The 13,989-nt window shown below is 37.5% G+C and carries 15 protein-coding genes; 11 read left to right on the top strand and 4 right to left on the bottom strand.

What is annotated here, in order from left to right; translation table 11 throughout:
- The first annotated feature begins 202 nt into the window (after nt 1-202).
- From GQR56_RS12290 to GQR56_RS12260, 7 genes are all read left to right on the top strand, one after another.
- Nucleotides 203-685, top strand: a complete 483-nt coding sequence (locus GQR56_RS12290) for a MarR family winged helix-turn-helix transcriptional regulator (RefSeq protein ID WP_166111839.1) — start codon at nt 203-205, stop codon at nt 683-685.
- A gap of 12 nt (nt 686-697) precedes the next feature.
- Nucleotides 698-1,351: a maleylacetoacetate isomerase gene (gene maiA / locus GQR56_RS12285; protein ID WP_166111836.1), complete on the top strand. Its 654-nt coding sequence runs from the start codon at nt 698-700 to the stop codon at nt 1,349-1,351.
- Between the two features lie 16 nt (nt 1,352-1,367).
- Complete coding sequence (locus GQR56_RS12280) at nt 1,368-2,498, top strand: CaiB/BaiF CoA-transferase family protein (protein WP_166111834.1); 1,131 nt, start codon at nt 1,368-1,370, stop codon at nt 2,496-2,498.
- A 102-nt stretch (nt 2,499-2,600) separates the two neighbouring features.
- The gene (locus GQR56_RS12275) at nt 2,601-3,407 is read left to right on the top strand and encodes a CoA ester lyase (protein WP_166111831.1); all 807 of its coding nucleotides are present in this window, start codon (nt 2,601-2,603) and stop codon (nt 3,405-3,407) included.
- Nucleotides 3,408-3,457: 50 nt separating this feature from the next.
- Entirely contained in the window at nt 3,458-4,174 is a 717-nt protein-coding gene (locus tag GQR56_RS12270) for a CoA transferase subunit A (protein WP_166111829.1), read from the top strand.
- Nucleotides 4,175-4,183: 9 nt separating this feature from the next.
- Complete coding sequence (locus GQR56_RS12265; protein WP_166111826.1) at nt 4,184-4,840, top strand: 3-oxoacid CoA-transferase subunit B; 657 nt, start codon at nt 4,184-4,186, stop codon at nt 4,838-4,840.
- A 632-nt stretch (nt 4,841-5,472) separates the two neighbouring features.
- Nucleotides 5,473-5,946: a hypothetical protein gene (locus tag GQR56_RS12260; RefSeq protein ID WP_166111823.1), complete on the top strand. Its 474-nt coding sequence runs from the start codon at nt 5,473-5,475 to the stop codon at nt 5,944-5,946.
- A 648-nt stretch (nt 5,947-6,594) separates the two neighbouring features.
- Here the strand turns inward: GQR56_RS12260 and bcp are convergent.
- Together bcp and GQR56_RS12250 are read right to left on the bottom strand one after the other, a co-directional pair.
- Nucleotides 6,595-7,074: a thioredoxin-dependent thiol peroxidase gene (gene bcp / locus GQR56_RS12255; protein ID WP_166111820.1), complete on the bottom strand. Its 480-nt coding sequence runs from the start codon at nt 7,072-7,074 to the stop codon at nt 6,595-6,597.
- An 11-nt stretch (nt 7,075-7,085) separates the two neighbouring features.
- The gene (locus tag GQR56_RS12250) at nt 7,086-7,619 is read right to left on the bottom strand and encodes an ACT domain-containing protein (RefSeq protein WP_166111817.1); all 534 of its coding nucleotides are present in this window, start codon (nt 7,617-7,619) and stop codon (nt 7,086-7,088) included.
- A 361-nt stretch (nt 7,620-7,980) separates the two neighbouring features.
- Between GQR56_RS12250 and bamC the strand changes: the two genes are divergently transcribed.
- Together bamC and GQR56_RS12240 are read left to right on the top strand one after the other, a co-directional pair.
- Nucleotides 7,981-9,039 (top strand): outer membrane protein assembly factor BamC, encoded by a 1,059-nt coding sequence (gene bamC, locus GQR56_RS12245; RefSeq protein ID WP_166111814.1) that lies wholly within the window; start codon nt 7,981-7,983, stop codon nt 9,037-9,039.
- A 66-nt stretch (nt 9,040-9,105) separates the two neighbouring features.
- Nucleotides 9,106-10,545: a YjiH family protein gene (locus GQR56_RS12240; protein ID WP_024612950.1), complete on the top strand. Its 1,440-nt coding sequence runs from the start codon at nt 9,106-9,108 to the stop codon at nt 10,543-10,545.
- Nucleotides 10,546-10,575: 30 nt separating this feature from the next.
- Here GQR56_RS12240 and GQR56_RS12235 read toward each other — a convergent pair whose 3' ends face one another.
- Both GQR56_RS12235 and GQR56_RS12230 read right to left on the bottom strand, forming a co-directional pair.
- Nucleotides 10,576-10,722, bottom strand: a complete 147-nt coding sequence (locus tag GQR56_RS12235) for a DUF2897 family protein (RefSeq protein ID WP_076917075.1) — start codon at nt 10,720-10,722, stop codon at nt 10,576-10,578.
- Nucleotides 10,723-11,037: 315 nt separating this feature from the next.
- Nucleotides 11,038-11,574, bottom strand: coding sequence for an acyloxyacyl hydrolase (locus GQR56_RS12230; protein ID WP_166111811.1), 537 nt, complete (start codon nt 11,572-11,574; stop codon nt 11,038-11,040).
- A 244-nt stretch (nt 11,575-11,818) separates the two neighbouring features.
- Between GQR56_RS12230 and GQR56_RS12225 the strand changes: the two genes are divergently transcribed.
- A complete protein-coding gene (locus GQR56_RS12225; RefSeq protein WP_166111809.1) occupies nt 11,819-12,412 on the top strand; it encodes an ABC transporter substrate-binding protein in 594 nt (197 codons plus the stop codon).
- Nucleotides 12,413-12,632: 220 nt separating this feature from the next.
- Nucleotides 12,633-13,970 (top strand): ankyrin repeat domain-containing protein, encoded by a 1,338-nt coding sequence (locus GQR56_RS12220; protein WP_024612947.1) that lies wholly within the window; start codon nt 12,633-12,635, stop codon nt 13,968-13,970.
- Nucleotides 13,971-13,989 lie beyond the last annotated feature (19 nt).

Raw genomic sequence — 13,989 nt, 5'->3', positions numbered from 1 at the left:
CTTATGCATAACATGCTTTTAAATATGATTTTTATTTATGTTTCATTGTTTGTTGCAATTTATTTAATCTCAACTAAACTAGTTCCATATGAAACAAACTCCAATTGTTTAAGGTCGAGATTATCTATGTACAGCCGGTTAGTTGAATAACATTAGGCTATATGGTCAAGGTCTTTAATAAATAACGAGAGACAGTATTGTAATGAGCAAACCAATAAAAGAATTCATTTTTAGTGATTTTTTTCCTTATCAGGTAAGAGTTTACTACACATCTATAAGCAGTAAGGTCCGAGAAGCATATGCTACATCCCATGGACTTTCTGTTCACGAATGGCGAGTTTTAGTTGTGCTTAATGAGCATAAACACGTAACGGCAAAAGATGTCGTTAAATATTCTAGTATGGCTAAGGTTAATGTTTCTAGGGGGGTTGCAGACCTTGAAAAACGTAAATATTTAGAGCGACACGAAGACCCAACAGATCGCAGATCGGTACTCTTGAATTTAACGCCTAAAGGAAAAAAGGCGATGACCGAGTTGATCCCAATTGTTCGTGATGTAGAAAAACAGGCACTTGACGGTTTATCGCAGGATGAGCGTGAAACATTAATCCGGCTAATGGAAAAAGTTCGCTTGAATGCTGAAGGTATAAAATTGCATTCATCTGAACAAATCACAAGAAAATAGGGGAGATAATCTGTGAAACTATATACATATTGGCGTTCGTCTGCTGCTTATCGCGTGCGCATTGGTCTTAGCTTAAAAGGTCTGCCTTATAAAAGTGTTCCTGTTCATTTACTTAGAGATGGCGGTGAACAACTTAAACAAAGCTATGCAAAAATAAACCCTCAAAGGCAGGTACCTTCAATGGAGTTAGATGATGGAACCATCTTAATTCAATCTTTAGCTATCCTAGAATACTTAGATGAAACCTACCCAGAGCCACCACTACTTCCCTGTGAGCCAGTAGATAGAGCTCGAGTACGAGCATTATCTCAAGTAATTGCTTGCGATATCCATCCAGTTAATAACCTTAATGTTCTAAATTATCTAATTAACGACATGAAGGTTGATCCAGAAAATAAAGTTATTTGGTATCGCAACACTATTGAAAAAGGCTTTCCTGCACTTGAAAAACTATTAACTTGTTCTACTAAAACTGGAAAATTTTGCCATGGTGACACACCGACTCTAGCAGACGTGTTATTAGTACCTCAGGTATATAATGCCCGCCGCTTTGATGTCGATCTGTCTCCCTTTCCAACGATTTGTCGGATAGAGGCGGCATGCTTAGAACTTGATAGTTTTCGTGCAGCTATTCCCGAAGTTCAAGCTGACGCCCATAAAATTTAATTAGAGAACTATTGATATGAAATTCAACGCGCAGGAAAACCCTAAAGAATCGAACCTTCCACTGGCAGGTCTAAAAGTATTAGCTATAGAGCAAGCTGTTGCAGCTCCTTTTGCTACTTCTCGCCTTGCCGATGCTGGCGCCCAGGTTATAAAAATTGAACGACCAGCTGGAGATTTTGCTCGCGGATATGACACTGTTGCAGCGGGACAGAGCAGCTATTTTGTTTGGCTTAACCGGGGTAAAGACACGTTCACTGTTGATCTAACTACTCCTGAAGGAAAAGACGATCTAACGAATCTTTTATCTGAAGCTGATGTTCTTGTTCAAAATCTTAAACCAGGTTCATTAGCCAGGTTAGGCTTCGATTTCGAGATGCTTAAACGTGATTATCCTAAACTTATTGTTTGTTCTATTAGTGGCTATGGTGAAGAAGGGCCAATGGCACATCGAAAAGCTTATGATCTTTTAATTCAAGCAGAGTCAGGTCTTTGTTCTATTACTGGCGGACCAGATCAGGCAGCTCGTGTTGGCACTTCTGTTGTCGATATTGCTACTGGGGCGGCTGCACATGCAGCCATTTTGGAAGCTTTAATTGGTCGAGGAATAACTGGTAAAGGGGCTCAAATATCAGTTTCAATGTTTGATGTTATGGCTGATTGGCTCACTGTACCACTGCTTCATTTTGAAGGCGGAAAACCGCCAAAGCGTGTAGGTATGGCTCACCCATCAATTTCTCCTTACGGTGTTTTTGATACTAAAGATGGTCAACAAATTTTGATCTCTATTCAAAGCGATAGAGAGTGGGTCAAGCTTTGCTCTGAATTTATAGGAGATGCTGCGCTTGGTAAAGATTCACGCTTTGCAACTAATGTGGATCGTGTCGGCATTAGAGAGCAAACAGACGGAATTGTAGCTGCTCGATTTGCAACTTTATCTAAAGATGAAGCAGAAGTTTTACTCGATAATGCTGATGTCGCTTTTGCTTCAGTAAATGATATGGGCGGACTATCAAATCATCCTCATTTACGTCGGATCACAGTCGATTCTCCAAATGGTCCTGTATCTTATCCTGCACCTGCAGCTATATTTGTGGGAGAACAACGTAATTACGGTCCTATTCCTGCGTTAAAAAAGCCAGAGAGATAAATTTAAATAATATTGTTGAGTAAATTTCTGTTTTTATAATGCACGATAACCTACAGCTTTGCTGTAATTGGGCACATAACTTTTTTACGGGGAAGCCACTTAATGTTAAATATTGAAAATATTGTTACTCCACTTTTTGTACCCGCAAACCGACCTGAACGCTTTAGTAAAGCGGCTGCTTCTGGTGCAGATTCTATTATCCTTGACCTTGAAGATGCTGTAGCTGTTGATGCAAAGGAATATGCTCGTAAGGCACTTACTTGTGATTTTACTGATCTTCCAGTAATTGTTCGGGTAAATCAGGAAGGGTCATCGTGGCACATCGAAGATTTGCAAGCCGTGCGCCAACTTTCTGTTGCTGCAGTTATGCTTCCCAAAACTGAAAATTCTCAGCAAATAAGAAGCGTTTTCGAGGCGCTCGGAGAAAAAATTCCAATTATCGCACTCATTGAGACAGCTCTTGGAGTATCGAATGCTCGAAGCATTGCGGCAACACAAGGGGTTAAACGAATTGCTTTTGGTTCAGTGGACTTTTGTACTGACCTCGGTTGCGCTCATTTGCGTGAGGTTCTTCTACCGATACGGTCTGAATTAATAATGGCATCTCGACTTGCTGGAATTGCGGCTCCGATTGATGGTGTAACAACAGCACTTGATGATCTAAACATCAGCTTCGATGATAGCGTTCATGCAAAAAACCTCGGTTTTACAGGGAAACTATGCATACACCCTAAACAAGTTGGAGAGGTTAAGCGTGCATTTCTTCCTTCAAAAGCAGAAATGATTTGGGCGGAAAAAATAGTGCTTTCAGGTGATGGCGCAATTTCAGTTGATGGCGAAATGGTGGATGAACCGGTGCGTACCCACGCTAGAGCTATTTTAGCACGAGCTAAAAAATCGGGTATTTAATACGATATCTATCATAAAAATAACAACACAAATATCTAAGGGGATACGCAATGTCAGGCTTTAACAAAGTAGTCGATAGTTACGAAGAGGCAATGGCGGGCTTAATGGACGGTATGACCATAATATCGGGTGGTTTTGGCCTTTGCGGTATACCAGAGAACCTAATTCATGAAATAAAAAGAAAAGGAACCACAAACTTAACGGTTGTTTCAAATAATTGCGGAACCACTACACATGGTTTAGGTATACTACTTTTTGATCGACAAATAAAAAAAATGATAGCGTCTTATGTTGGTGAAAATACTAACTTTGAATCACAAATGATGGCTGGTGAACTTGAAGTAGAATTGACTCCCCAAGGTACCTTAGCCGAAAAAATACGTGCCGGTGGTGCTGGTATTCCTGCTTTTTATACTGCCACAGGTTATGGAACACCAGTTGCCCAAGGTAAAGTTGTAGGCGAGTTTAATGGAAAGAATTATATTCTAGAAGAAGCTATAACGGGTGACTTTGCCATCGTAAAAGCATGGAAAGCAGATACATATGGAAACTTGGTTTACCGGAAAACAGCACGTAATTTTAATCCTATGGTGGCTACAGCAGGTAAGATAACCGTCGTTGAAGTTGAAGAAATAGTACAGCCGGGAGAATTAGATCCCGATGAAATTCACACACCGGGTATTTACGTAGACCGATTAATTCTAGGATCATTCGAAAAAAAAATAGAACAACGAACGACTCGTTCTACTCAATCGGTTAACAAATAAGGAGGATTTATGGCTCTTTCAAGAGAACAGCTGGCACAACGAGTTGCGCAAGAATTAAAAGATGGTTATTACGTTAACTTGGGGATTGGTATTCCAACTCTGGTGGCTAATTATGTCCCTGAAGGTATTGAAGTAATGTTGCACTCTGAAAACGGGTTATTAGGCATGGGGCAATTTCCAACTGAAGAGGAAATTGATGCTGACCTTATTAATGCAGGTAAACAAACCGTAACAATGGCAATAGGCGCATCACTTTTTGATTCTGCTGAATCATTTGCCATGATCCGTGGTGGTCATGTTGATTTAACCGTTCTAGGAGCATTTGAAGTTGATAGCCAAGGAAATATCGCCTCATATATGATCCCTGGAAAATTAATAAAGGGCATGGGTGGGGCTATGGATTTAGTTGCTGGCGCAGACAATATCATTGTCACGATGACTCATGCATCAAAACATGGCGTATCTAAGTTATTAAAGCAGTGTACGTTACCGCTTACCGGTAAAGCTTGCATTAAAAAAGTACTTACTGATTTAGCTTTTATTGAAATTAAAGAAGGTAAGTTTCATTTATTAGAACGTGCGCCTGGTGTGTCTGTTGATGAAATAATGCAATTAACCGAAGGCGAGTTGATTGTCCCTGAACACGTGCCTGAAATGCAGTTTTAATCATCTTCTATTCGATGTAATTTATAAGTTATAGAACATAAGAAAATTTTATGCCTAATCGTAAAGTGTTTTTTTAAGTATTGTTCACATTGCTATTACTAATACGGTTGTTCTTTAAAAGTACACGGCAGACATCTTAATTGAATAAGCAAAGCTACTAATAAGCTAACTTTTTAACTAAAAGTCCATTTTTTATCGTTACCTGTGAAGGAGGTTAGGAGGAGTGTCAAAGTTGTTATTTCATCGTTGTTATTAAGTGAAACGAAACCCAACCTAACGATAAAAAGGCTCTATCAATTTATTTCGGTCCTTTGTATTATCAAATGGCTGAAAAGTGATAAAAGTTGTCATTAATTAATCATGATGTGTGAAGTCAAAATTTGTCTCCTTTAGTTTTCTATAATTTCTTAATTTTCATGGTGAATGTTTCCTTTAACTGAGTTTGAGTTATTACCAGTGTGACGCATAGATACTGTTTGGGGGGTCGTCCACTTCATAACCCACTTTAATTTTTATTTAGCTAAGTTTGGGTGACTAATTTAGTTTCTGATTGAAACGAAACCCGACAAATCTTTACTACTCAACGTCCTAACAGGCTTCCCAAAATATATATTTAACTATTTGGATATTGCATGAGTTCAGACGAATTTATAGAACATAAAGTAGAAGATGATCTTACAGAAAAAGTAAACAATGCAACAGGAATCGAAAAAGGGATTGAGTCGGTTAAAAAAGTAGATGTTGGTATGCTTACCATAGGCGATATTACTAGCTTGAGCACTTGGATTTTAATCATTGCTAATGAAGAGGGTATTTGTTTACAAGATCCCCGCATAGATTTAAATATATATGGAGAATACGACAACTCTTATATGGTTATTGATATCTATGAAAGTGAGGAGTCTTCTAATTTATATTTTTTTAAAACAGAAGATAGACAAAATCCTCTTTCTTCTTTGTTTCAATGGCTTAGTTGTATTAATTATGATTTGCGTGAGTTGCTATATTTTTTAGGTACATCCCATTTTTATGAAACAGCAATGTACCCTGAAATAAGACATCAAGGAATGATAATTATTAAAAAATTCCAGAAGCAAAATAAATAAAGCAATGACGAGTTATCAAAATAAAGTTAGATAATGGGTTATCCAAAAAAGAGTTATCACAAAAGAAAGCAGGTAGAGCTTGGTGAATCCTTTAATGTAAATATTAGGGGTATTTGCTCTAGGTTATGACAGAACATTCAAACCATGCACTTTAAATTTACTAAGTAGTAATAAGCCGCATCGAATACGCGACTTACTGACTTCTCTTGTTATCAATCTCTTTCCCACAGTTATAACAATTGTTAGTGGGGAGCTTATAACTAGAAATAGATCGCATTACTTAGTTTTTCTTACAGGCAGGGCAGGCGTAATTAATTACAGAGATTATAAGTGCAATAGCAAAAACGAAACTACCGATATAAAACGGGTTTGAGTAAAATTGCATACTTGGCTCAGAAAAATTAAAACCGATAATACAGATGATTAAGGCAGTTAAATAAAGTTTAAATTTTAGGCTGTTATTCAAGGTTTAAGTATCCAATTGGCAAGGTGCTAAAAATAAGTGCTTTGAAAGTTTTAATAAATTATTTACTCTATTGCTATTTAAGTTTTATATAGCGCAAATTTATAGGCATAAAAAAGCGTTGCCCTTGAGCAACGCTTTTCTGTTTTTTTAATAGCTGGTAGCTAACTTACTCTGCCACTTACTTACTCTGCTGCGAGATAGTCCAAAACCACTTGATGATGATCTTTGGTTTTAAACTTATCAAATAGGTGTTTAACTTTACCGTCTTGACCTACTAAAAACGTAAGGCGGTGAATACCATCGTATTCTTTACCCATAAACTTTTTGTAACCCCATACACCAAATGCTTCTGCAATGGCGTGGTCTTCGTCGGCTAATAAATCAAAGTTAAGTTCTTTTTTAGTTTCAAAGTTTTTAAGGCGCTTAATCGGGTCTGGGCTAATACCTACAACGCGGGTGTTAAATTTAGCAAGTTGTGCTTGCTCATCGCGCAGGTTTTCGGCTTGTACAGTACACCCAGGAGTTGACGCTTTAGGGTAAAAGTACACAAGCACTTGTTGCTCTTTTAACAGTTCGCTTAATGTTACTGTTTCGTCGTTTTGGTTTTGTAGGCTAAAAGCGGGTGCAGCATCGCCGGCTTGTAATGGACTAATTGTGTTCATGTTTAGCATCCTTAACGAATTCGTTTAAAAATATAATCTACGTTTAGTGTGTGAGAAAGGCTCTCAAAACTAATTTTAAATTGATCTATGTCGACATCAACCGGAATATTAAATTCTATTTCACAGCGCATTTTAGTATCGACTTGTTCATCGAATGTGTCTGATTTTAACGAGCAAATGCTGATATTGTTGTCGGCAAAGTAACGGGTCACTTTACTAAGTGTACCAGGGGTGTCTATGCCTGTGTATTCGAGTGTGTATCCTGCACAAAACTCACTTTGAGTGTGGCTTGCTGTGCGCTTCATCATGGTAAGCAGACCGAGTTCCATGGCTTTAGTTGGTAAAACGTGTTCAATACGGCTTATTGCCGACATATCGCCGCTTAGTAACATTATAAAGGTAAATTCGCAGCCTAAAATAGCAATGCGGCTGTCTATTATATTACAGTGGCAGTCACTTACTAATTGGGTAAGTTCGCTTACAATACCAGGCCTATCCTCGCCAATAGCAGTTAAAACAATTTGATGATTTGAAAATGCAGTCATGGGTTAAAATACCTAAGTTACTTGGATTATTAACAACTAAATTGGCAACAGCACTAAACACACGCGAGAGGCTGTTTGGCGGCGAAGTTTAACACAAAACCGTCTGTAAACTACAGCACACGGTAATTAAGCGTTTTTAAAGTGCGGTGTTTCTTGTTTTTACTGGCACAGGAAAGTACCATAGCTAAAATTTGTTTATTTGCGCTTAGTTTTTTTCTAAGTTGAAGTGCTGAACTTTATTGCAATTAGGCAGCCAAATAATAAATGTAAAGTTAATATCGATTTTACACTGAACCAAATCGGCATAACCCACTCATATACTTGTTAAAACAATTAAAGGGTATGCTAAGGAGAAATATCTGTGCAGTATTGGATCCCAAAAGCACTTGCAGTAAGTGTATTGGTAAGTTTATCAGGGTGTAGTGTATTTACTAACGATGCACATAATGAGCGTAATTATCGCACACATGAGCCTGTAAAAGCGCCAGCGTCATTGTCTCAACCAGCTCAAGACCCCGTTTTTAAAATGGAAGTAGGTCAGTACGACAATAATCCAGACGCAACTAATTACCGTCCGCCTGCTCAAGTTCTTACCGTAGCAAAAGGCAGTTGGGTTGAAGAAACAGATACGTTGTCTCGTGTTTATTTTGATAAAAGTGATGGCATTGTTGATTTAGATGACTTTGTATGGGATTCGATTCAATCGGTTCTAAGCGACAATAATGCAACAACGATTAAAGAAGATAAGCTGTTAGGTGTGATTGAAACCGATTGGTATTCAATTATTAAAACAGAAGAAAGCTGGCTTTGGGGCGATAGTGAAAACGCCGATTTAGAAAAGTTTAGATTTACTATTGAAGAAAAATCACACCAACGTACTGCTTCTTTACGCGTTGAGTTGATTGACTTTAAAGGTGACAACACACTTACTGATATATTAAAGCAGCAATTAGAAGTGCGTGCACTTAACGAAGTAATTGCAGAGTTTGATTATCGTTATCGCCAACTTGAAGTTGATATGCGTAAACGCCAAGGTATTATTTCAATTGAAATGGGCTTTGATAATAAAGGTAATGCAGCATTGGTTACTGAGCAGTCTTACGATGCTGTATTTGATCGTTTTTCTGGCTTTTTAGAGCGTTTATCTTTCACTATAGTTGAAATTAACCAAGAAACTGGCTTAATTACGGCAGATTACAAAGCACCAGAAACCAGTGTATGGGATTCTATTTGGGGCGATGAAGTTGCACAATTACCTATTGATGAAGGTCAGTACCAAATTTTAGTTAGTAAAACTAAAGAAGGCGGTACAAGCTTAACGTGGATGGATGAAAAGGGCGAAACGCTTGAGCCTGGTACTATGAATGGTTTACAACAAGCATTAGAAGCTGCACTCATTAAGCGTGGCATTAAAATTTAAATAATAATAAATTTTACTACAAAAAGAGCGCTATGCTCTTTTTGTGGTTTTTATGGGTTAAACAATATGTCACAGTTACCTCCTCGCTCACACTACACGTGGCGCACTTGGTTTACTTTTTTAGTTCCATCGTTAATTGGTGTGTTTTTATTTATGACACCCATAACGACCTCCGCAGAGATGAAAGTAGCTCTCTCTGAAACACTCAGCAGTATTTTCTTTAAAGAAATAGTTATTGATATTTCTGCAGGAATGACCATTCCTATTGCCGTTATGGCAAAAATTGTACAAGGGGTTATGGCTGAATCAATACAAACCTTTATTACTGTAATTATTTGTATTACTGGTGTTGTTTCTATTGTTACTAAAGCCTTTAAGCCCGCTGCTATTAGTCAGTCGCCTTTGCTAAAGCATTTGTTTGATGTGAGCTGGGCATGGTTAGTGGTGCGATTATTTGGTATGGCATTTGTTTTAATGACGTACTTAAGCATGGGCAGCGAGATGATTACCTCAACCAGCACTGGTGCACTCGTATTAAATGAGTTATTGCCTGTGTTGTTTTCAGTATTTATTTTAGCGGGTTTATTATTACCGCTATTAATTAATTTTGGTCTGTTAGAGCTTGCTGGTACGTTAATGACTAAAGTGATGCGCCCTATATTTGGTGTACCAGGTAGAAGCGCGGTTGATTGTACTGCATCGTGGTTAGGTGATGGCAGCGTAGGTATTTTGATGACTGCAAGGCAGTATGAGCAAAAGCATTATACACAACGCGAAGCAGCCATTATTGGTACTACATTTTCAGCGGTGTCTATTACGTTTAGCTTAGTGGTGTTAGGGCAAGTTAAACTTGAATACCTATTTGCACCATTTTATGCAACGGTATGTTTAGCGGGTATTGTAGCCGCTATTATTGTGCCGCGATTACCGCCACTGCGCTTTAAAAAAGATTTACTAATAGATGGCAGTGAGCCAGATAGAAATGCTGAGTCAATTCCTGATCATAAAAGCTTATTTGGTCATTCGTTAGATGTAGCGCTTGCTAAAGCAGATAACTCAACAGGTGTTAAAGGCACTATAAAAGAGGGCGTACATAACGCGCTTGATATGGTGTTTGGTGTATTACCCGTAGTTATGGCTGTAGGTACATTTGCACTCATTATTGCTGAGCATACGCCTATATTTCAGTATTTGGGTATGCCGTTTGTGCCATTTTTAGAGTTATTGCAAGTACCAGAAGCAGCCGCAGCATCACAAACTATTATGGTTGGTTTTGCCGATATGTTTATTCCGTCAATATTGGCGACTACTATTGAAAGTGATGTAACGCGCTTTATTATTGCAGCAATGAGTGTAACTCAGCTTATTTATATGTCTGAGGTTGGCGCACTTTTATTAGGCAGTAAAATACCAGTAAATATTTTAGAGTTATTTATTATTTTTATTCTGCGAACGCTAATTACTTTACCGGTTATTGCCCTTATGGCGCATTGGCTAGTAGGTTAGGTTTAGCAGGTATTAAAAAGCCCTGATTAATCAGGGCTTTTTTGTGCGTACCGTGTTTTTGAGTTTTGGTTCGTGCTTTTTAAATTCCACTTTTGCAGAGTATTTAATAAGTGCAATGTTGCCAATAATAATGGCAAAAACAATGGTTACAATAGTGACTATATGCCAAGTTTGCATAAGGGTTTTTCTTAAGTTTAAACAAAGCTAAAGTTTGACGGCTTTGTATTTAAATATCAATAAAATACAAAATCATTCTATTTGATAAATAAAACCACATTACGTTAGTACTCATACCGCTTAAAACCTTGATAGTAAATCTATTTAAAACAGCTATATAGAATACTAACTGCGTTTAATTTATTTGCAATAAGTAAGCTATTAACGCGTAAATTTGCATTGCTACTACTATAAATTTTGACCAGAGAAAGATAAATTTTAATATTATTGTAATTCAGCATATTAGTAATTATTTTAACTAAGATTTAGGTTGCTTTAAAAGCGCCTTGCTACCGACAATGTCATAAAATTAAGACCTGGATTTGGTTCTTTAAACCCCGCATTGGAATAGTGTATTACTCTAAGGGCTACGTTTGTTTCACCAAAGTCGGCAACTAAACCAACTCGATCTTCAAATTGGTAGTGTGTACTAATATTTTTACCTGCAAACTCGGTTTCATCTATTAGTGATACGCCAATTCCTGCTTCAACATAAAACGGAGTGTTGTTAAAGCTAAACGCGGGAAATTGTAATACAGGCGACATGGCTAAAACTAGGTTTGACTGTGTTTGATCGCCGTGTCGGTACTCCCACATATTTACACTGGTTTCAAAATAAAAACGGGCATCGCCAATCAGATTTTGCATACTAGGTGCATGATATTGATATGCTAATTTAATTCCGTTTACGTTACCTTCACCCTTAAGTATATCAACCGCGTACCCATGGTTTGATTGGGCAAAAGCAAATTTTCCAAAAAGCGAAAGTATTAATATAAAAGCTATAAAAAATGTTTTGAGTGACGTTTTCATAGGTGACTACTTTTATTTTGTTCAAGTTGATAAACAAATAGTAAGGGCGACCCACTAGCAAATTCAATGAGGACAAAATGCCGGTTGTTTATGGGGTGTTAATAGAGGCTAGTAACTACTTGAATTTGCGTTAATAAATTTATTGGTGCTGAATTGGCATTAATAAATTGCTTATTTGTGTCTTTTTCGTTGCGTATTTATCGCGTAAATTGCAGACATATTAATCACACAGACAAAACATATTATGAAACTCATTAAACTTTTACTACTTGCTACTGCATTTTTAAGCAGCTCGGTTTTTGCTAAAGAACAAACATCTCCTGATCAATTGCTTGAATCAGTAGCCAATACATTATTTTCTGACATTGCCCAAGTAAATGCCAAAGGTAATGCAAGCAAAGAGGCAATGTCGGCAATCGTATCAAAACGTTTAATGCCACATATAGATGTTAAGTTTGTGTCGTTTAAATTATTAGGTAAGCACATCAAAGGCATTGAGCGTGAACAAGCCGTTCGCTTTATTGATTCCGTAGATCATTACTTAACAGGCACTTATGCTGGTGCATTAATGAAATACACGGGTCAAAAAGTAGTATTTGAAAAAAATAATGCAAAAAGTGACTCTGAATACGCGACAGTTAATACGCAAATTATTGAACCAAACGCACCAACAATCGATTTAAGTTTTAAGCTTCGTTTAGGTAAAAATGATGAGTGGAAAGTATACGATATTGTTGCTGAAGGTATTTCGTTACTAAGTGCTAAACAAAAAGAGATTACTCAGCGTATTTCAGATGTTGGTTTAGAGCAAGTAATTACAGAATTGAAGAATAAATAACCCATATTTGTCTGGCTCTGATTAAGCATAGCTCCAACCAAAAAAGCAGCCAAGTACTTATGTACTCGGCTGCTTTTATATTTTTGCTTATTCATCGACTTAGGGCTAGCGTGGGGATCAGGGTGTGCTAGAATATTCACTCTTTGATTAAGCGTGGTGTCAGCTAAAAACTGCTATAACTGACCACTTACCCAAGCTACACTGGAGTTGTGTTGTTTTAATGGAAAATGTACTGATTTGGCCAAAGGAATACCCATTACTTATTAAAGGACTTGTAGAACAAAACGGTGCCTTTATTTTAGATGCTTTGGAAGCCTGGCCTGCTTGTCGTTCTACAGATGAAGATGATGGTGTATGTACCACTGTTTTACCGCCTATTTATTATTTGGCGTGGTTAACGCCGTTAGAACCTTTTGAAGAGTGTTTCTTTCAACATATTTCTGAATATGACGAAGACGCGCAAGCGTATATTAGTGCGGTTAAAAACCATTTTTATGATAATGAATATACCCCTGAAAGCTTAGTATTAATGCTTTGCCAGCGCTTGGAGCAATATGCAAGTGTTGCTGCGCAAAATGCTATTGCTACACCTCAATCTTTACTAAGCCTGTTTTTTAGCAAACGTTATTTTACGCTCATTGAACATGCTTTAAATAATGGCAGTAAGCTTTCTGCGGTTGATACTTTAGCGCTATGGAAAGAACTCGATTTTAGAGATCGCCTAAGTACTTTTATTCCTGAATCAGTTGCAGACTTAGAAAAACTATCTGAGCTTGCAAGTGAAAAAGTAGCGACAGGAAAAGATTACTTTACGTTACTTACGCAAGTGTCCCCTGATGTTGACTCTGTTGTATTGCTTGAAAAAGCACTACTAACGCACTTACGTAAAAAAACAGCTAAGCAAACTATGGCAATGCGTTTTATTGAGCAAGGTGCTACAGGTACTCTCGCTGATGAAAACAACAAAACAGCATTTATGTGGGCGGCCGAGCGAGGTTTTGTAAGTGTAGTTGAAACGCTTCTTACAAAACAAGACAAAAAAGTGAGTGATAATTTAGGTAACACAGCCCTACATTACGCGGTGCTTTCTAAAAATGAATCGTTAATGGTGTTGTTAATTAAAGCCGGTTACGATTTTAGAACTCGAAACAAAGAAGGCTTAAGTTGCTACCGATTAGCGGTTAGTATTAAAGCTACTAATTTAGTGAAGTGCTTAGAGCGCGATTTTGGAATTAAAGAATTGTCGCCAGATGGGCAGTTTGCTCGAATTAAAAAAGTACATGCGTTACATGCTATTGTTACGTTACTTTTCCCTTTGCAGTTGTTTTTCTTTTTTGATGATACGCTCACGGTTAAAAGCGAATTAACGCTTGGTTTAACGATGCTTACCGTTATATGTTTTTTCTTTGCGATGAGCCTTAAGCGCTGTGCTTTGTATCCTCATATTAAACATCCATGGGGTTTGTTTGTTTTAAGAATATTTTCTTTAATAAGCTTAGTTGCTCAGCTTGGTTTGGCGAGTATTGTAACGCTTGCGGCATTGAGTGATTTGGTTTAGTTAAAGTTACTTATGTGAT

It is taken from the genome of Pseudoalteromonas sp. Z9A5, from assembly GCF_011378875.1.
GTDB lineage: Bacteria > Pseudomonadota > Gammaproteobacteria > Enterobacterales > Alteromonadaceae > Pseudoalteromonas.
The sequence above is the reverse complement of the archived record's forward strand: the minus strand, read 5'-3'. Positions and strand labels throughout refer to the sequence as shown.